This window comes from Lysinibacillus sp. LZ02 (genome assembly GCF_050613145.1).
In the GTDB taxonomy this organism is placed as follows: domain Bacteria; phylum Bacillota; class Bacilli; order Bacillales_A; family Planococcaceae; genus Lysinibacillus_B.
In genome coordinates this window covers 2401492-2418971 of sequence record NZ_CP192507.1, presented here as the reverse complement: position 1 = coordinate 2418971, position 17480 = coordinate 2401492, and the positions used below count along the sequence as shown (strand labels likewise).

Sequence of the window (17480 nt, the reverse complement as noted above, 5' to 3'; positions counted from 1 at the left end):
ACACTTATTAGTTTTCAGACATCTGACCGTGAAAGGGAAATAAGTTACTTACGCAGAAAAGGAAGATAGAGAGTATGTAGGTGGTTCATATATCTTTATCACAATGTATTTTTTAAATATGTAATAAAGTTTTGAATTTACAATAATAGATTAATTACAAATGAATAAGAGGTAAAAGCATGAATAGCTTAAAAATGAGAATGGTAGTCGTATTTTCTACGTTAATTTTACTAATGGGAGGTTCTATAGGCTTTCTTATGATGCAATCCTCTTCTAAACTAGTCGTTCAATCCATTAGTGAGCAAGCGAATAAAATAGGCGAATATACTCTTAGTCAAGTGGATGTCGAAAAATATAGTGAGATTCTAAAAGATAGAAAAGAAAACGATTATTATAAACAATTAATAGAGACGTTTGAAGAAATAAGAGTAGCAAATGGGTTGAAATATCTTTATACCATGAGTAGAGAGAAAAAAGATAATGGATATGAGTATTTTTATGTTGTAGCGGGGGATGGAGCTGCTATAGGCGATGTTGAAGAAAATGGTGCAGAGTATGACAAGATGGTGCAAGTTTTTGAGACAGGTCAAACAAGTGAAGCAGAATTAACGACTGATGAATATGGGGATTTACTTTCAATTTACATACCAATTAAGGATAAGTCAGGAGAAGTTACTAGTGTAATCGGTGTGGATTACAATGCAACGGGTATTTTCAATTTGGAGAAAAAGAATAAATTGAAAATGGCGCTACTTATAAGTGTTTTTTTGATTATTAGTACAATCATTATTTTTGTTTTTTCAAAAATATTAACGAAACCGTTAGAAAGTTTAACAAAGCAAGCACATAAAATTTCTGAAGGAGACTTAAATATACACGTGAAAACGGAAGGCAAGGGTGAAATTAGTGCATTGTCACGTTCGTTTGAAAAAATGGTTGTCGATTTGAGAGAAATCATTGCAGATATTAATTCAACAACCATTACAATGAATAGTACTACACAAGAGCTTGGTACATTTGTGAAAACAACTGAAGAAGCTTCGATGAATATTACACAATCGATGGATGAAACCGCTGTAGGAATAGAAAAGCAATCCGAAGAAGTGAATATTATTTTAGAAATGATGTCAAACATGATGACTTTTCTACATGAAGGGGTTGCTCAAGTAAAAAGAACTGTTGAAAATGCCAAAATTTCAACGGATACAGCAGAAAAGGGCAAGGCATCAATGCGCGAGGCCACAGTTCAGCTTCATGAGTTAATACAAACTGTCGAATCTGCGACTGACACTGTTCAAAGTTTGGCCAAGCGTTCAGATGAGGTAGGAGAAATTATTCATGTTATTTCTGATATAGCAAATCAAACCAATTTACTTGCTTTAAATGCGGCAATTGAAGCAGCAAGAGCAGGGGAAAATGGAAAAGGGTTTGCCGTTGTAGCAGATGAAGTTCGGAAGCTTGCTGAGCAATCTCAATCGGCAGCAAATAGAATCGTTGATTTGATAGAGGCTATTCAAAAAGAGACGAATGCGACAGTAGTAAAGATGCAACAAAACTTGAAGGCTGTTCAAAAGCAAGAGCAACTGATTAATCAAGGTGATGAAGCTTTAGATGTGATTGTGAATATGGTAGGGCAAACGGAAAAGGATACGAATCAGATGGAGGGCTTGTTTAATAATCTTCAAAGAGATTCTCAAAAAGTTTTGGAAGCTTTAGAAACAATCTCGGCTGTTATTGAAGAAAATACGGCAGTGACAGAGGAAGTTGCCGTAGCTTCAAAAGATCAATCAACTGTAATTAGTCACATTGTCGACAATGTGTCTAAAGTCGAAGAAATCTCAGAGGTTCTTAAACATAAAGTCGATAAGTTTAAATTATAAAGCATAGCTGAAATGTTTCTGTTTAGTGCAATATCACTGACGCCTCGACGTCATTGCGTCCAGATTTTGAATGGAATTAACTCGCACAGACGGTAGCGTGAATACTAAGGGGCTTAAGGTCGTTTTTGGTATAGTGTGTTATGTACGGGATGTTGAAAGGAGAGATATAGGCTAGATTTTTTGCTTCAACAAAAGAATCTGGTTCTTCTATAATATTCTCCGTATTATCTTTTAAACGATTATCCTAGTTTTCCAAAATAAAATATATGAAAAGGTATGTGAACAACGTTGTTTTGCATACCTTTTTTGATGAGATGGGGTTTAGGAAGATAGTGGTATATGTATTATTTACATAGAAATAAGCCATATAAAATCATCTTCAGTAACCATTTGAATGTCTAAACCAAGGTGAATGAATTGCTCTGCTTTTAATTGTTTTGTACTAATGCTACGGCGTTGTTTTCCAAGAATCACGAAATCGGTTTCCTTTGTAACAGCCCCTTGTATAATTCCTCCGCAAGCTCGCACTTTTTTCGCCGCTTCTGAACGTGTCATCGTGGAAAGGGCTCCTGTAAAGACGATTTGTTTATGATGAAAGGGATGCCTCAAGCATTCAGATGGGTCAGAAAGGTAGATGACTTCTGTATTGTTCTTGTTTTGATTCATGTTAGTTCTCCTAAAGTTATACGATCTAACTTATAGTCTTCGAGAGGATTATAATAACAGGTGCTAGTATATAAAAGAATATGTCTTATTGTTCTTCACGCTGTAAAATCGTACTTTCTCGTAAATAAGTGACGTTATATTGATTGGCTAATTGTTGTAACAAGTAAAGAAGTGTTGAGAAATCCTTCCCGTGTAGCAGTTGTTCGTATGTTTGCTTTTCTTCGGGTGTAGCTACTTTACGGAAATATCCCCACATATGCTGGCACGCATTGCTCATACTTCCTGCAGTTGGTGGTTGTTGTAGCGCAGCGTGGATTAATTGTTCAATTTGTGCATAGGTCAACTGATCACGCATCGCTTGCCTGATTTGATTGTAATGCTTTTGACTATGGGACATCACACGGTATTTCTCTTCACGCCATAATTTTTCGGTTTGTTGACGGTTCATACTATCGCCTCTTAAAAAATAATCATTTGAAATCGAGTGCTACTTCATTTTAATAATAAAACATCAAAGTGAAACTACAATTAGACTCGTTATAGACAATCGTATCATAAGTAAGTGAGATTTTTTAGATGTTCGCAAATATACAACATCATCTCGACCAATTTCGGTCGAGATGTGTCTTTCTTCGTTTACTATTGTACCTCTAATGAAAAATCCATATTTTTTCTTTTAGCTTCTGAGTATGGCCACACTTGGCTTGCTTTTTGAACTAAATCTTCTAATTGGCTTTTTTCGATATTGTTGCCTTTTACTTGTAAGTGAATAGCTAGTTGGTAGCCTTCACCGATGTCATCTTCGGATAAGCTGACAGTAGCTGTAACCTCGGAATCGAAGTTGATCTGTTCCTTATTCGCTACAATTTGTAAAGCACTATCAAAGCAAGCTGCGTATGCCGCTGCGAATAATTGCTCAGGATTTGTAGCATTGTCTAATTTCTCTGCATGTTGACTTCCAGGGAGGACAGTTTTCATATTAATCATGCTATCCGGTGACTGTACTTTTCCTTCTAGTCCGCCAAAAGCTGTTGCATTTGCAGTAAATAAAAGATCCGACATCATTTCCATCTCCTTAAATTGAAATTTACAACCATCATTAATTTTTCCATATGAAAGTGTTAATATGTGCAAATTATAAAGATTAAAGAAGGAAATTTTAACGTGATTAGGTTGCTTGAATTGTTCTGATTAAAATTTGGTTTACTGTATGCGAGGGTTTCTTACTAGAAAACCATCTCCATTGTAAGCGAACCACTATTTAAGCTAATATAACGAGAGTTCCTCACATATAATAAGTTTCATTCAAAAGGAATTGAAAATGCTAAACTATAGCATGCCGATATTCTTTATCCATTAACCTATTAATGATACGATAAAAAGAATAGAAAACTTTAAGGTGAGGGGAGTTTTATGTTCCTAGACAAATTGAAGAATCAATTACATCAAAATCAATCCCTATTTATGGGGGAGGAAACCGCTTTTCGTTCAGCTATTTTGATTCCGTTAGTGCAAGTGGATGGAGAATGGCATATCCTTTTTGAAGTCCGTTCATTGACGATGCGCAAACAGCCGGGGGATATTAGCTTCCCTGGTGGTCGAATCGATGCAACGGATGCATCGCCACTAGCAGCTGCTGTACGAGAAACATCAGAAGAATTAGGTGTCGATCCAGACACGGTGAATGTTGTCGGGCAATTAAGTCCTTATATTGCATCGCCTTCCTTTGTTGTGTATCCATTTGTCGCAACGATTGATTACGATCAAACGATTCATTGTTACAACAAAGAAGAAGTGGAAGAAGTATTTACGGTGCCCGTTAACTGGTTATTAAATCATGAGCCGTATATGCATTCAGTAGCCATTGAACCAATGCCTTCGTCAGACTTTCCCTTTGATAAAATTATGAACGGTGCGCAGTATCAATGGAGAACTCGTGCAATGGAGGAATGGTTTTTTGATTATGAGCAGTACACCATTTGGGGTTTAACAGCTAGGATTTTAAAGCATTTTATAGAGATTATCAATCGATCCAAGAAGAGTACGGGGAAAAACTAAAAAGCATGATATTTTAGTGGAATGGTTGATAAAAGGGACTTGCTCGTTGATTGGAGCGGGGGCGACTCGACTCCTGCAGGAAAATCCATTTCTTTCGGCACTTGTCGAAAGAAATTAGTTGAAGCTGAGTTTGCGGAAAGCGAGTCAGCCGTAGCGGAAATCAACGTATTCCAAGGTGCCCGTTCACAATAAAAGGTAAATCAACACGCATGATGCTTTAAAGTAGTTCTGTCATTATGTCGGTTATGATTTATATTATTTTGCACTCTCATTCGAGAGTGTTTTTTAATGCAACTAATTCTAAGAAATGCACTGAAAATAATTATTTTTAGTTTAATAAGGCTCATCACCGTCACTTGGGATTGAATTTAACAGTTAAAGAATTTTTACAGGGTCATAAATATTTTATAGTGGTAGCTTAATTATAAAAAACATCTACAATCCGAGGGGGTAATTGTGAGATACAATAATAATTTATTGTTTTACGATAAATAATTATTGACTAAGGATGTGTTGTGGCGTATTCTACCTATAGAAGTAGAGAAGGCGGTGAATTATGAAACAGCAGGAATTAGCAAAGTGGCTAAAATTAATAATTGTATTTTGCGGATTATTTGGTTTGTTATTCTGTCTGTATGTTGGACCAGAAATAGGAAGAAACGTATTATTAAGTTCTGAATCTTTTAAGGCATTATTTAAACCTTTTATTGCTTTTATTTGGATAACAGGAGTTCCTTATTTTATAGCTTTATGTATAGGCTGGAATATTTGCTCAGATGTTAATAAAGGGAATGATTTTACTGTTAAAAATGCAAATAGGTTAAAACTGATAAGTGTATTAGCGATGGTAGAAGGAGTTTTATATGTTGTTGCATTACTATACAATTTTATCATTGGAAACTACAACACTAATCTTTTAATGATTCTTTTGCTTATTCTGTTTTTTGCAATTGTTATTTCTGTATTTACTTCTTTGCTTTCGTACTTAATGCATAAAGCGAGTGAAATAAAACAGGATAACGAATTAACGATTTGAGGTGTAACATGACTATCATAGTTAATCTTGATGTAATGCTGGCGAAGAGAAAAATGAGTGTTACGGAACTATCGGAAAAACTAGGTATTACAATGGCGAACGTCTCAATATTGAAAAATGGAAAAGCAAAGGCTATAAAATTTTCGACATTAGAAAAAATATGTGAAGTATTAGACTGTCAACCAGGTGATATCTTGGAGTATAAAAAAAAGGATTAAATTTATTATTAATGGAGGGTTATTATGAAAAAATATTTAATTGCATCTACACCCATTTTTTTAGGGGTACTATGTTTTATTGCATACACTATGATAGGAAGTAGTGTGGCGCCAGATGGTACTTTAGAAGAGCCGTTCTTCTTAATTCCGATTGGTTTTTTCTTCTTCTTCTTAGGCGTGATGTCATTAATTTTTATGTTATTAATTTCAATGTTTAAAAAACGTAAATTTCTAATGAATCAATAGATTTTAGTATCCTATTAAGCATAATATTCATTAGCTTTTGAATTAGAGAGGCTACCAACCATTTGTCTAATACAAATAGATCAAGGGCTCAGCTTGGAAGATTACCAGGTCATTTAAATGCTGTTATGGGGCATGCAAGAACAATCACAAATCATTTTAAACCCGCACATGCAATCCCTATTTCATAAATAAGTCTGTTATCACAATTACAGTGGTAGCAGGCTTTTTAAATTCTTTTGTGTAAATAAGTTCCAAATAACCATTAAAAAGAACAGATTTGATGCGATACAATTAAGTAGATATTTTCCTATTGGAATACAATGTCTGACAATATGTACATCAAATAAAAACTATTTTTTAATCTCTATTAATTTGAAGGAGTGATTAAATGAGAATTGAATCTTTAGGAAGTATGGCAACAGCTTATCAATCTAAAGCAACTTCAAAAACGAACATAGATTTTAAGGAGGTTGCAGCAACAACAAACTTAAAGGAAAATAAAATTGAGAATGAATCAAATGAAGATATTTACGAGGAACTTTCAAGTAAATATGATGTACGAAATGCGACATTTGAACAAATCGTTGATATTTCTCATGCCTTATATGAAGCGGGTGAGCTTTCATTAGGTGAAGTTGCTATTTTAACGTTTGATTATGGGCGAGCAACGCAGTCTATAAAGGAAGTGGCGAAGGGTTCAGCTTCACCAAGTTTTGATATGTATGAAACAAAAGCAAATGCGATGGGGCAAAGAGATTGGATTGCTGAGTTCGAAGCACGAGCTACAAAAGATATCCAATATGGTAACTTGATCGGCCATTCACATAAAAAGAAAATACTGCACATTTTACAACAGTTAGACAGATAAGAGTGGGGTATGCAGCATTTACAATATATTAAGAAGTGTATGTTTAGTTTTTGAGAGCATTTTATATTGTGTAGTGAGAGCAGGTTATAAGGCTCTCTTTTTTTGTTGCCCTTACTTATTAGAGTTATGTGTGCAGATAACTGAAAAAGTAGGAGGAGCTACTTTGTTATGTGTCCGCGAAAATTATATAATACTGTTCAATTTGTACAGACACCTTAGTATGTGAGCTAAACTTCATTTCCTAAATGTCTAAGCTACTAGAAAATACCAACATATACTATATTAAAGTTTAAGCGTGATAGGTGGTGAAGTAATATGCGATTTTATCCGCCAGATAATAGAAGAAGACCGATCTCGCCAATGTATAGACAAAGATTTGGGCCTCCTACTCAAATGAGAAGACCGGGTAATCCTTTTTTTGTGCCTAATCAAATGAGAGGGCAGGAGCAATTTTTCTACTCCCCTTATCAACAACCTCAATTTTCACAGTTTGGAAGATTACCAGAGCATTTAAATGCCATTATGGGTCATGCGGGAACAATCACAAATGGGGTGAATATGCTTAGGCAAATGGGGGCATTGTTAAGCATGTTTAGGTAGCTTGTCTTTAATCGAAGAAGAGATGGTGCACATCAATGGAACGTAAGTTGATGTGCTTTTTTATGCTACTCAGTTTGACTCAATTTAAAAGGGAATAAAGAGGTTTCGTATATCTAATCGCTATTTCGTACATAAAAAAATACGATAGTCCCAAATGTCTTTATACTTTACGGTCATCTCAACATGCTGATCCATGATTTCGTAAAGCTCTGGCTCAATATCATTTGAATAATGAAATTCAGGGGTTGACTGACTTTGGTCGATGGGGCGTTTTTTTACGATACGAATATGGGTAAAGCCAGCTTGTTTCAAACAAGTTAGCCAATCCTGTTCCGTAAAAATCGATGTAAATCCATAAAATTCTTTGATTTTCTTTTCGATGTCTGCTTCGAAAGGTTCAGTAATGATCAGTTCATTTGCAATGAATTGTCCTCCATTTTTAAGTAATCGAAACACTTCTTTCAGTGCCTGCGGTGTATGAACAAAAGAAAGAACCGATTCGGAAATAATCCAATCAAATGTCTGGTCTTGTAACGGAATTTGTTCGATAGAGCCTTGCATGATGTCTACAGGTAAGTGTGCTTTTCTCATTCTTTCCTGCGCTTTCGCCACCATGAGCGGGTGAATATCTATGCCCGTCACTTGTGCGCCATATGTTTTAGCTAAATAGGCGACCGTTTGACCTGTACCACATCCAACATCAAGAATGCGAGTCGCATTGTTGATGTTTTCGTTAGTGAAAAGCTCCTGTGTTAACTCCATCCCACCAGGGTGTGCACCGCCTACACCGAATTTAGATAGAAAATCCAGATATTTAGAGTTACCCATGACAATCACCTTCTTCATTCATAATTATTGGTATCATATGATATGAAAAATAGACGGGTTCCCACAAAAGGTAGCGGCGGGGAGAATAGAGGTGAAACTGTAGCATGTTACAGCAACTATATAAGTGCATTTTAATGTTCTAACATAACGATTGACTTTAAAAATCCGCCTACATGTTGCGAAGCTTTTGATTGGATACAGCGATGTTTTGCTCGCGCCATTTTTTTGACCGTTCAATGTCGACAGTTTTAAGATGATTTATATAGTCAGAATAACTGTTAACCTTATGTGTCTTTCCTCGTGTTAAGCAGCGGACGATGTTGTAAATAGTATTGTAAGTCACGGCTATGACCTTCTGAAATTTCCTCGGCGATTAGTTTCGCTAACAATTGGCTGTATACCGTCCCGTTGTCACCGAAAGCGAAAAGGAAATAGCTTTTGGGATATTGCTCATAAACACCGATGATAGGAAGACCATCTGTGATGCCACCGTAAAAAGCGGCTAAGTAGTACGCTGGCGTTACTGTTATATTAGGAAACATGTTCTTCAATTCTTCAATCAATTTATCCTTTTTGTGGATTAACTTCGAATCTCGATTTTCCGGGTACGTTGTATTGTCGTCAAGGCCACCGATAATAATGCGATTGTCTTTCGTTGTACGCAAATATAAATAAGGACGCGCGGTTTCCCAAAGGAGTGTTCGGTTATACCAGTCCGAAAAATCATCGACTGCATTTGTCGTGACTGTATAAGTGCTAACAAAAGACACCTGTTTCTCTTTTTTTATATCTATCCCTTCATACCCCGCTGCAAATATGACATAGCGTGCCTGAATGGTATGTTTATTTTTAGTAGAAACAATCATCCGCTCTAATTGCTCGTCATAATGATGTCCATTCATTTCTGTCTGTTCATAAATGCGAACGCCCTTTTTAAAAGCATAATCAAACAGTGCATGCGTAAATTTAAAAGGATTGATTTCCGCATCGTTATATGAGTATATAGCGGCATCTCTGCTAAAGGGATAGTTTTCTTCAATATCATCTTTTGTCCAAAAGGCAACGTCACAGTTGTTTTTTGCTAAAAACTCATATTCCTTTTTTAAACGTGCAACGTCTGCTGGACAGCTGGCGGAATATAACGTATCACGACGTGTAAATTCACAGTCGATGGAGACTATATTGGACGCTTTTTCAATGTCATCAATAGCTGTTTTTAATAATGCTAAATGCCTTTCAATATACGCTTCTCCAAAGGTATTCATCAAATCCGTAAACATTTTTTCACCTGAATACTGGATGAGTGCGGTATTTGTACTTGTACTACCGCTCCCAATAGTTGATTTTTCAATTACAACGACATCTAAATGTGTATTGGCAAAATAATAAGCACATTGCGCGGCAGAGCTTCCACCTCCAACAATGAGCACATCACAAATAATATCTTTTTCTAACTTTTTATAGGTTGGTGCATCGGGAAATGTGGTTGGCCAATAATATGTTCCAGACTGTACGTCCATAAACTTCGTCTCCTTGCAAATGAAAGTGTAAAAGTATTATTTCCAACAGACATATGAAAAACACTAATGATTGCACAAAAAAAAGCGTAAGTTAATGGAACTGTAACTGATTTGTCGGTGTTTAACAGGTTTACATACATATTCATACAATAGCTGTAGGTTTAGATATTAGTTGGAGGGAGGCAAGTAAGGTGGAAAAATCGCTCTTAGATTTACTGAGAGAAGGAGGATTGATCTTATATGTTCGGCATGGGGAAGCAACAGTTGGTGAAGACCAGCCATATATACATTTCCAAAACTGCTGTACCCAAAGAAACCTTTCTGAACTAGGGAGAAGACAAGCTATTTACTATGGGGACATTGTTCGTTATTTGCGAATTCCAATTCGTCTCCCTATTCAGGCCAGTCCATTTTGCAGAACAATCGAAACGGCACAATTAGCTTTCGGTCGTGTACCTGTTCAAATAAACCCTTTTTGGTTTGAAGTTTATAAATTAGATGCAAATCCATTAGGGAAAGAACACACATTAAATACACTTCAATCTATATTAGAAATGAAACCACCTAAAGGAACAAATCAAGTCATTATTGCCCATGGTTTTCCAGATCATATAGGCTTAGGTCAAATATCAAACATGGGAACAGTCATTATCAGACCTTTAGGAATAGGAAAAGGTTATGAAGTCCTCAAAAAGTTATCTTTAGAAGATTTCGCGGCGTTAGTAAGTAGCCAGTAGTTTAAAAAAGTTATCATAGCTATTTAGGGGATGAAAGATGTCTCATCTATAAAGGCATTTATTAGCTATTTTCTTCCTTACGATACGTGCATAGTTTTCTGCCCAATTTATAATACTATGGTCTAGATCAACTTATTTAATTCGCAGGAAGGGAAGCGACATAATTGGCTAAGCACTCAGATACAAGTTGGAAAAAGGATCATCCAAGTACGTTGTTCAGTAACTCTGTCCAAAAGGCAGATCGTGCTGTGAAGCAAGCGATGACACACCCAGAGGAAATCGCGGTTGAGCATGCTTTCAATTCCATATCCCATGCAGAAAATGCACGTTCAAATGCAGAACAACGAAACGAGCATATGGATATAGTCGAGCAAAATAAAGATCACTTAGAGCTGATGAAGCAACAATTACAAGAAGCACAGGACATTATAGAAGATAGGGAATATTAAGGTTAGATCATCACAAATGCACGAAATGGATTTCACATTTCGTGCATTTATTTTGATAGGGAATGTAGTGTCCCATGTGTTTCCTATCATTCATTTTAACACCAAACGATTATTTTATAAGGCGTGGTTTGAGCTGGGATACTTCTTGTAGTCGGACCATAGATGACAATTAAGTTTCGATTGGCAGGATTTTTGGAAAAAGGTTGTTCATTTATTAGTGAAATCGGTGTGTAGGGAGAGAGATTTAACTTTAATTGGCCATCGCTACTTACTAATTGGCTATTAAAAAAGTCTACTTTCACATTTTGGAAGTTGTTTTCTTTTACGATGATCAGTGCGCGGTATTGCGGTGGGTATATTAAAGGGACGGGTGCATCGCCATCATAATAGCCCGTAATTTGATTACCAATAGCCACAATTTCCTGGTTTACAAAGTAAGTAGTAGGGGAGACGACAAAATTGACGATGCTGCCATTCTCGTCTTCTACAGTTATGAGCTTGTAACAGCCTTCACTTTCACCATTTTGCCCAACGAAAAAATCATTAATCTGCGTAACAACGCCACGAAAAGATTTAAAATTTACCATAGCCATTCCTTTCCTTTTTGAAAATCGCCATTGTCTAATGTTAATTGCATTTCTATAAATGCTCACGCGTGTTGATTTCCCTCTTATTGTTAAAGAGAAAATTGGAATACGTTGATTTCCGCTACGGTTGACTCGCTTTCCGCAGGCACGGTCTCAACTAATTTCTTTCGGCTAATGCCGAAAGAAATGGATTTTCAGCTCGTGCTGTTCCTGCTGGAGTCGAGTCGCCTCCGCTCCAATCAACGAGCAAGCGCCTTTTTATTAATCATTGCACTAAAAAGCACGCTCATAATCAACACATCTGATAAATGCTATAAGTATCAATTTAATTTATGTATCATGCACAAGATAAGTGACTAAGCCGTAAAACGTATTGTTCTAATTAATGGCAAGATAATTCAGGAAATACAGAGAAACTATATGAAATAGAGCCAATGATGCACCTTTAGGGCTAAAAAGTTCTAGGGGTTTTTGTAGAAATTGTACTAATAAGATATTTAGTTATTTTATGTTTTATTATATTATTATAGAATAAGTTATTCACTGAAAGTCGGTGATTAGCTACTAACTTAAATGAAATGCTTATCGATTGGAGTGAAGCCGGAACGGAAGTCAAAATTAAGTGATGGTGAGAAACTATAAAGATATAAGTGTTCATTGTAACTCGAATGAGTAATTAAAACAAGTAATATTTCTAAATTTCGAGAATGTGACGATATTTTGAACCATCTACAAAAGAGCTAGATATCTTTTTAATGTCTAAAAATTCTCGCTTTTCCCTGATTTTGAATGGCTTATAAATATCCTACAGGTAGTAGATGTTTTAATCTATTAATAATTGTGATAGACTATGATATGGTTATAAATGATACAGAAAAGAAAGGTGTGTTCCTAGGTCGCGGCTTGCTATGACGCCTACAATGGGAGCGCTTGCATCCTTTCTGCAAATCTTAAGATATAAAAGGAAGGTAAAAATGAGTAACAGAGAGAATACAACAGACGTTATCTTAATTGGTGCCGGAATTATGAGTGCGACTTTAGGGACACTCATTAAAGAATTAGCACCAGACTGGAATATTAAAGTATTTGAGAAGCTTGAAAAAGCAGGAGAGGAAAGCTCTCACGAATTAAATAATGCTGGTACAGGGCACGCAGCACTGTGCGAGCTTAACTACACTTCTGAAAAACCGGACGGCTCGGTTGACATTAAAAAAGCAATTAATGTTAATGAACAATTCCAAGTTTCAATGCAGTTTTGGTCATATTTAGTAAAAAACAATTTAATTCGTAATCCACAAGACTTCATTATGCCATTACCTCATATGAGTATGGTACAAGGTGAAGAAAATATCAAGTTTTTAAAGAAACGTTTCGAAACAATGTCACAAAATCCATTATTCCAAGGAATGGAGTTTTCTGATGATCCAGAAACATTAAAAGAATGGATTCCGGTAATGATGCAAGACCGTCCAGCAAACGACCGTATCGCGGCGACAAAAATCGACACAGGTACAGACGTCAACTTTGGTGCGTTAACACGTATGTTAGTTAGCCATTTACAAACACAAAACGTAGATGTTCGCTACAATCATAGTGTTGAGAGTGTTAAACGTACGAAAGAAGGTTTATGGGAAGTAAAAGTGTACGATAACGATGCTTGTAAAATGCACTACCACTATGCAAAATTCATCTTCCTTGGCGCAGGTGGAGGCAGCTTAGAGCTATTACAAAAAACAGGTATTCCTGAAGGGAAACATATCGGTGGATTCCCAATTAGTGGATTATTCTTAGCATGTAACAATCAAGAAATCGTTGAGCAACACAATGCAAAAGTATACGGAAAAGCTAAAGTTGGTGCACCACCAATGTCTGTACCTCACCTTGATACACGTTATATCGATAACAAAAAATCATTATTATTCGGACCATTTGCAGGCTTCTCACCGAAGTTCTTAAAAACAGGTTCAAATATGGATTTATTTGCTTCTGTAAAACCGCATAATATTACAACATTATTAGCGGCAGGTGTTAAAGAAATGTCTTTAACAAAGTACTTAATTCAGCAGCTCATGTTATCAAAAGAACAACGTATTGAAGAGTTACGTGATTTTATCCCGAACGCACAAGCAGATGACTGGGATATTATCGTAGCAGGTCAACGTGTACAAGTTATTAAAGATACTGAAGCGGGGGGTAAAGGAACGCTTCAATTCGGTACAGAGGTTATTACAGCAGCAGATGGTTCAGTTGCAGCGTTACTAGGTGCTTCTCCAGGTGCTTCTACTGCCGTACACGTTATGCTTGAAGTAATCAAACGTTGCTTCCCACAAAACATGAAAGAGTGGGAGCCAAAAATTAAAGAGATGATCCCTTCTTACGGTTTATCATTAATGGATCACCCAGAGCTTCTACGTGAAATTCATGCTTCAACAGGAGAAGCACTTGAACTAAGCAAAAAAGAGCTAGTGCATAGCTAATTCTTTCGTGTAGAAAATAAAAACCTTCAATCTATTTTTAGATTGAAGGTTTTTTCAGTTATTCGATAAATCTTCTAGAGTGCGTAAACCTATATAAGTCATTTTAAACCTTCCGACATTTGTAGTAACCGTTGCCTACTCTAAAGGAAGGGCGATTATTTTTTACTTCTATTAATTAAAATCAATCATGTTGATACCTAGATTATGTCACCTAGCGAAATCGAGATACAACTTAATTTTAAATAAGTGTCAAATTGGGTCTATTTACCTGAATGGCACTTATTCTCAGCTAAGTCGTATATCAAAATTGACTACTGACGTTTTGGGCGATTTTTAAATCGTGTGTATGATTTTTTTAGTAAAAAATCGCGCGTCATTGTTTTTTTTTATTGCGATATACAGGAATTTATTGTTTTTGTATGAATCACGACAGCATAAAGACATGTATCGACCATTTTGGATGACGACGTATTATGCTCGATTATATTCATTTTTTATTGTAAATGAACCTTCTTTTTTAGTGAATTTCTATCTTTTTTATTACAGTAATTAGTCATAGAGCGCTTTATTTTGAATGAAACACTGTGGTATCCGGTCTCAATAACGCTATACGAGCAAAACCTTGTCGTATCCGAGCAAAAGCCCATGGTAAACGGTCAAAACGTGCGGTATCCGAGCAAAAAGCTGTTGTATCCGGTCAAAACAACGCAAGTACGAGCAAAACCTTATTGTATCCGAGCAAAAGCCCATGGTAAACGGTCAAAACGTGCGGTATCCGAGCAAAAAGCTGTCGTATCCGGTCAAAACAACGCAAGTACGAGCAAAACCTTATTGTATCCGAGCAAAAGCCCATGGTAAACGGTCAAAACGTGCGGTATCCGAGCAAAAAGCTGTCGTATCCGGTCAAAACACTGCGGTAGCATAATAGATTAACGAAAAAAATTCTATCCGAACGCGTCCATTACGAAATAGTTGAAAAGAGTTCTTTTATTTTAGATGGAAATAATGTACAATGGTAGTAATTGAATAATGTTAACTAGGGGAGTCCAATGAGTTGGGCTGAGAGGGAAACGCATGGAAGTTTCTTGACCCTTTGGACCTGATCTGGATCATGCCAGCGTAGGGAAGTTAGAAATCTTTAGTATATGTGCAAATGTCTACATACATATCGTAAGCTGGGTCCGTTTATCTTTATAATAAATGGATTCAGCTTTTTTTGCGGATAGGGAAATATCAATTTAAAAGGTATCTGCAAAAAGTGATATTAGTTTGACCTATTTGTGTCTTCCTACTCATGTAGCTCTGTTTGCCTCACTACTACTGGATTGATCTAGATCTCGTCCTTTACCAATATAAAGGAGGAGTTTTTTTATGTCATCAACTTCATTAAACAAAGAAAACATTTCGATTATGTCTAACTTTCCGGGGAGTAAAAAAGTATATGCGGTTGGTTCAAGACCAGATATCAAAGTGCCGATGCGAGAAATTGTGCTAGGCCCAACGACGAGTACAGTAGGAGAAGAGGAAAATCTACCCGTGCAAGTTTACGATACAAGTGGACCTTATACGGATCCCCACGCTTCCATTGATATAACAAAAGGGTTAGAGGCTCTTCGTAGTAAGTGGGTTGAGGAACGAGCAGATGTAGAAATGTATGAAGGGCGGCAAGTGAAGCCAGAAGACAATGGCTATAAAAATGAACATGACCCGCGTGCTCAGCAAAACATTTTCCCGAACTTAAAGCGCCAACCACTGCGTGCGAAAGAAGGAAAAAATGTGACTCAACTTCATTATGCGAAAAAGGGCATTATTACACCAGAGATGGAGTTTATTGCAATTAGAGAAAATATGGACCCTGAATTTGTGCGTAGTGAAATAGCAAGAGGTCGTGCGATTATTCCATGTAATATTAACCACCCAGAGTTAGAACCGATGATTATTGGGCGTAATTTTCACGTTAAAGTGAACGCCAACATTGGGAATTCTGCGGTTTCTTCATCGATTGAAGAAGAAGTAGAAAAAATGATTTGGGCTACACGTTGGGGCGCTGATACGATTATGGATCTGTCTACAGGCAAAAATATTCATACAACACGTGAATGGATTATCCGTAATGCAGCTGTTCCAGTAGGGACTGTGCCCATTTACCAAGCACTTGAAAAAGTAAATGGGATCGTAGAAAATCTGACATGGGAAATTTACCGTGATACATTAATTGAACAAGCGGAACAGGGAGTAGATTATTTCACGATTCATGCAGGTGTGCTGTTACGCTATATTCCATTAACAGCGAATCGTTTAACAGGCATCGTGTCACGTGGTGGATCGATTATGGCACAGTGGTGTTTAGCTCACCACCAAGAAAACTTCCTGTATACGCATTTTGAAGAAATTTGCGAAATTATGAAGGCGTACGATGTGGCCTTTTCGCTTGGAGATGGTTTACGCCCAGGCTCTATTCATGATGCCAATGATGCAGCACAATTTGCAGAGCTTGAAACGCTCGGTGAGTTAACAAAAATCGCATGGAAGCATGATGTGCAAGTGATGGTAGAGGGACCGGGCCATGTACCAATGCATCTTATTAAAGAAAATATGGATAAACAATTAGAAATTTGCGAGGAAGCACCGTTTTACACATTAGGACCGCTTACGACGGATATTGCACCTGGCTATGATCATATTACATCTGCCATTGGTGCAGCTATGATTGGTTGGTTTGGTACGGCCATGCTTTGCTATGTGACACCGAAGGAACATTTAGGCTTACCAAATAGAGACGATGTACGTGAAGGGGTCATTACGTATAAAATTGCCGCTCATGCAGCTGATTTAGCAAAGGGACATCCGGGAGCGCAAAAACGAGATGATGCCTTATCGAAAGCACGTTTTGAATTCCGTTGGCGAGACCAGTTCAATTTATCATTAGATCCTGAACGAGCAATAGAATATCATGATGAAACATTGCCAGCGGAAGGAGCAAAAGTAGCTCATTTTTGTTCGATGTGTGGACCGAAGTTTTGCAGCATGAGAATCTCACATGACATTCGCAATAGTGTTAAAGAAAAAGAAACGAAAGCAATTGAAGAAGGACTTAAGGAAAAGGCAAAAGAGTTTAAAGAATCTGGCAGTACACTATACCAATAGTTAGCGAAAAGAAGTACTTCTACGGAGGTGCTTCTTTATTTTTTAGAAGCTCACAATCATTTAATTCACCATAATGACAATTACATGGAAAAAACACTAAGAAAATCTTAAGAATTGGTGTGTGAGTTTGTTAAGATTTACTTAGTATCATGTCCTTATACGA

The 17480-nt window shown here is 36.7% G+C and carries 19 protein-coding genes and 1 riboswitch; of the genes, 13 read left to right on the top strand and 6 right to left on the bottom strand.

All coding sequences use genetic code 11. The annotated features are described in order from the left end of the window. Positions 1-179: 179 nt before the first annotated feature. Entirely contained in the window at positions 180-1880 is a 1701-nt protein-coding gene (locus tag ACQQ2I_RS11810) for a methyl-accepting chemotaxis protein (protein ID WP_431026995.1), read from the top strand. A 348-nt stretch (positions 1881-2228) separates the two neighbouring features. Here the strand turns inward: ACQQ2I_RS11810 and ACQQ2I_RS11805 are convergent, their stop codons facing one another. From ACQQ2I_RS11805 to ACQQ2I_RS11795, 3 genes are all read right to left on the bottom strand, one after another. Further along, positions 2229-2546 (bottom strand): BRCT domain-containing protein, encoded by a 318-nt coding sequence (locus ACQQ2I_RS11805; RefSeq protein WP_431026994.1) that lies wholly within the window; start codon positions 2544-2546, stop codon positions 2229-2231. 85 nt (positions 2547-2631) lie between these two features. Next, entirely contained in the window at positions 2632-2994 is a 363-nt protein-coding gene (locus ACQQ2I_RS11800) for a YbgA family protein (RefSeq protein ID WP_431026993.1), read from the bottom strand. A gap of 191 nt (positions 2995-3185) precedes the next feature. Beyond that, positions 3186-3608, bottom strand: coding sequence for an Ohr family peroxiredoxin (locus ACQQ2I_RS11795; RefSeq protein WP_431030501.1), 423 nt, complete (start codon positions 3606-3608; stop codon positions 3186-3188). A gap of 351 nt (positions 3609-3959) precedes the next feature. On the opposite strand from ACQQ2I_RS11795, the gene ACQQ2I_RS11790 reads away from it, so the two are divergent. The 7 genes from ACQQ2I_RS11790 to ACQQ2I_RS11760 all read left to right on the top strand — a co-directional run bounded on the left by ACQQ2I_RS11790 (position 3960) and on the right by ACQQ2I_RS11760 (position 7572). Then, positions 3960-4604, top strand: coding sequence for an NUDIX hydrolase (locus tag ACQQ2I_RS11790; protein ID WP_431026992.1), 645 nt, complete (start codon positions 3960-3962; stop codon positions 4602-4604). 21 nt (positions 4605-4625) lie between these two features. After that, positions 4626-4796: a hypothetical protein gene (locus ACQQ2I_RS11785; RefSeq protein ID WP_431026991.1), complete on the top strand. Its 171-nt coding sequence runs from the start codon at positions 4626-4628 to the stop codon at positions 4794-4796. Positions 4797-5160: 364 nt separating this feature from the next. Beyond that, positions 5161-5640, top strand: coding sequence for a DUF2975 domain-containing protein (locus tag ACQQ2I_RS11780; RefSeq protein WP_431026990.1), 480 nt, complete (start codon positions 5161-5163; stop codon positions 5638-5640). Positions 5641-5648: 8 nt separating this feature from the next. Beyond that, positions 5649-5858, top strand: coding sequence for a helix-turn-helix domain-containing protein (locus tag ACQQ2I_RS11775; RefSeq protein ID WP_431026989.1), 210 nt, complete (start codon positions 5649-5651; stop codon positions 5856-5858). Positions 5859-5882: 24 nt separating this feature from the next. Continuing rightward, on the top strand, positions 5883-6104 hold the full coding sequence (locus tag ACQQ2I_RS11770; protein WP_431026988.1) for a DUF3955 domain-containing protein: 222 nt from the start codon (positions 5883-5885) through the stop codon (positions 6102-6104). Between the two features lie 388 nt (positions 6105-6492). Further along, the gene (locus tag ACQQ2I_RS11765) at positions 6493-6972 is read left to right on the top strand and encodes a hypothetical protein (protein WP_431026987.1); all 480 of its coding nucleotides are present in this window, start codon (positions 6493-6495) and stop codon (positions 6970-6972) included. Positions 6973-7287: 315 nt separating this feature from the next. Beyond that, positions 7288-7572 (top strand): hypothetical protein, encoded by a 285-nt coding sequence (locus ACQQ2I_RS11760; RefSeq protein ID WP_431026986.1) that lies wholly within the window; start codon positions 7288-7290, stop codon positions 7570-7572. Positions 7573-7692: 120 nt separating this feature from the next. Here the strand turns inward: ACQQ2I_RS11760 and ACQQ2I_RS11755 are convergent, their stop codons facing one another. Together ACQQ2I_RS11755 and ACQQ2I_RS11750 are read right to left on the bottom strand one after the other, a co-directional pair. Further along, positions 7693-8400, bottom strand: coding sequence for a class I SAM-dependent methyltransferase (locus tag ACQQ2I_RS11755; RefSeq protein ID WP_431026985.1), 708 nt, complete (start codon positions 8398-8400; stop codon positions 7693-7695). Between the two features lie 284 nt (positions 8401-8684). Further along, the gene (locus ACQQ2I_RS11750) at positions 8685-9920 is read right to left on the bottom strand and encodes an NAD(P)/FAD-dependent oxidoreductase (protein WP_431026984.1); all 1236 of its coding nucleotides are present in this window, start codon (positions 9918-9920) and stop codon (positions 8685-8687) included. Between the two features lie 191 nt (positions 9921-10111). Between ACQQ2I_RS11750 and ACQQ2I_RS11745 the strand changes: the two genes are divergently transcribed. After that, the gene (locus tag ACQQ2I_RS11745; protein ID WP_431026983.1) at positions 10112-10657 is read left to right on the top strand and encodes a histidine phosphatase family protein; all 546 of its coding nucleotides are present in this window, start codon (positions 10112-10114) and stop codon (positions 10655-10657) included. Positions 10658-10821: 164 nt separating this feature from the next. Beyond that, positions 10822-11106, top strand: coding sequence for a hypothetical protein (locus ACQQ2I_RS11740; protein ID WP_431026982.1), 285 nt, complete (start codon positions 10822-10824; stop codon positions 11104-11106). Between the two features lie 95 nt (positions 11107-11201). On the opposite strand, the gene ACQQ2I_RS11735 is transcribed toward ACQQ2I_RS11740, so the two are convergent. Further along, positions 11202-11693, bottom strand: a complete 492-nt coding sequence (locus tag ACQQ2I_RS11735; RefSeq protein ID WP_431030500.1) for a hypothetical protein — start codon at positions 11691-11693, stop codon at positions 11202-11204. A gap of 920 nt (positions 11694-12613) precedes the next feature. On the opposite strand from ACQQ2I_RS11735, the gene mqo reads away from it, so the two are divergent. The 3 genes from mqo to thiC all read left to right on the top strand — a co-directional run bounded on the left by mqo (position 12614) and on the right by thiC (position 17317). Beyond that, positions 12614-14170 (top strand): malate dehydrogenase (quinone), encoded by a 1557-nt coding sequence (gene mqo, locus ACQQ2I_RS11730; RefSeq protein ID WP_431030499.1) that lies wholly within the window; start codon positions 12614-12616, stop codon positions 14168-14170. 570 nt (positions 14171-14740) lie between these two features. Beyond that, on the top strand, positions 14741-15028 hold the full coding sequence (locus ACQQ2I_RS11725; RefSeq protein ID WP_431026981.1) for a hypothetical protein: 288 nt from the start codon (positions 14741-14743) through the stop codon (positions 15026-15028). A 170-nt stretch (positions 15029-15198) separates the two neighbouring features. After that, positions 15199-15313, top strand: a riboswitch (TPP riboswitch). Between the two features lie 228 nt (positions 15314-15541). Continuing rightward, positions 15542-17317, top strand: a complete 1776-nt coding sequence (thiC, locus tag ACQQ2I_RS11720) for a phosphomethylpyrimidine synthase ThiC (RefSeq protein WP_431026980.1) — start codon at positions 15542-15544, stop codon at positions 17315-17317. Positions 17318-17480 lie beyond the last annotated feature (163 nt).

Coding starts and splice junctions, on each gene's coding strand:
- ACQQ2I_RS11790 (WP_431026992.1), top strand. CDS start 3,960: ATGTTCCTAGACAAATTGAAGAATCAATTACATCAAAATCAATCCCTA.
- ACQQ2I_RS11805 (WP_431026994.1), bottom strand. CDS start 2,546: ATGAATCAAAACAAGAACAATACAGAAGTCATCTACCTTTCTGACCCA.
- ACQQ2I_RS11735 (WP_431030500.1), bottom strand. CDS start 11,693: ATGGTAAATTTTAAATCTTTTCGTGGCGTTGTTACGCAGATTAATGAT.
- ACQQ2I_RS11810 (WP_431026995.1), top strand. CDS start 180: ATGAATAGCTTAAAAATGAGAATGGTAGTCGTATTTTCTACGTTAATT.
- ACQQ2I_RS11800 (WP_431026993.1), bottom strand. CDS start 2,994: ATGAACCGTCAACAAACCGAAAAATTATGGCGTGAAGAGAAATACCGT.
- ACQQ2I_RS11770 (WP_431026988.1), top strand. CDS start 5,883: ATGAAAAAATATTTAATTGCATCTACACCCATTTTTTTAGGGGTACTA.
- ACQQ2I_RS11755 (WP_431026985.1), bottom strand. CDS start 8,400: ATGGGTAACTCTAAATATCTGGATTTTCTATCTAAATTCGGTGTAGGC.
- ACQQ2I_RS11760 (WP_431026986.1), top strand. CDS start 7,288: ATGCGATTTTATCCGCCAGATAATAGAAGAAGACCGATCTCGCCAATG.
- ACQQ2I_RS11785 (WP_431026991.1), top strand. CDS start 4,626: ATGGTTGATAAAAGGGACTTGCTCGTTGATTGGAGCGGGGGCGACTCG.
- ACQQ2I_RS11765 (WP_431026987.1), top strand. CDS start 6,493: ATGAGAATTGAATCTTTAGGAAGTATGGCAACAGCTTATCAATCTAAA.
- ACQQ2I_RS11775 (WP_431026989.1), top strand. CDS start 5,649: ATGACTATCATAGTTAATCTTGATGTAATGCTGGCGAAGAGAAAAATG.
- thiC (WP_431026980.1), top strand. CDS start 15,542: ATGTCATCAACTTCATTAAACAAAGAAAACATTTCGATTATGTCTAAC.
- ACQQ2I_RS11780 (WP_431026990.1), top strand. CDS start 5,161: ATGAAACAGCAGGAATTAGCAAAGTGGCTAAAATTAATAATTGTATTT.
- ACQQ2I_RS11750 (WP_431026984.1), bottom strand. CDS start 9,920: ATGGACGTACAGTCTGGAACATATTATTGGCCAACCACATTTCCCGAT.
- mqo (WP_431030499.1), top strand. CDS start 12,614: ATGGGAGCGCTTGCATCCTTTCTGCAAATCTTAAGATATAAAAGGAAG.
- ACQQ2I_RS11795 (WP_431030501.1), bottom strand. CDS start 3,608: ATGTCGGATCTTTTATTTACTGCAAATGCAACAGCTTTTGGCGGACTA.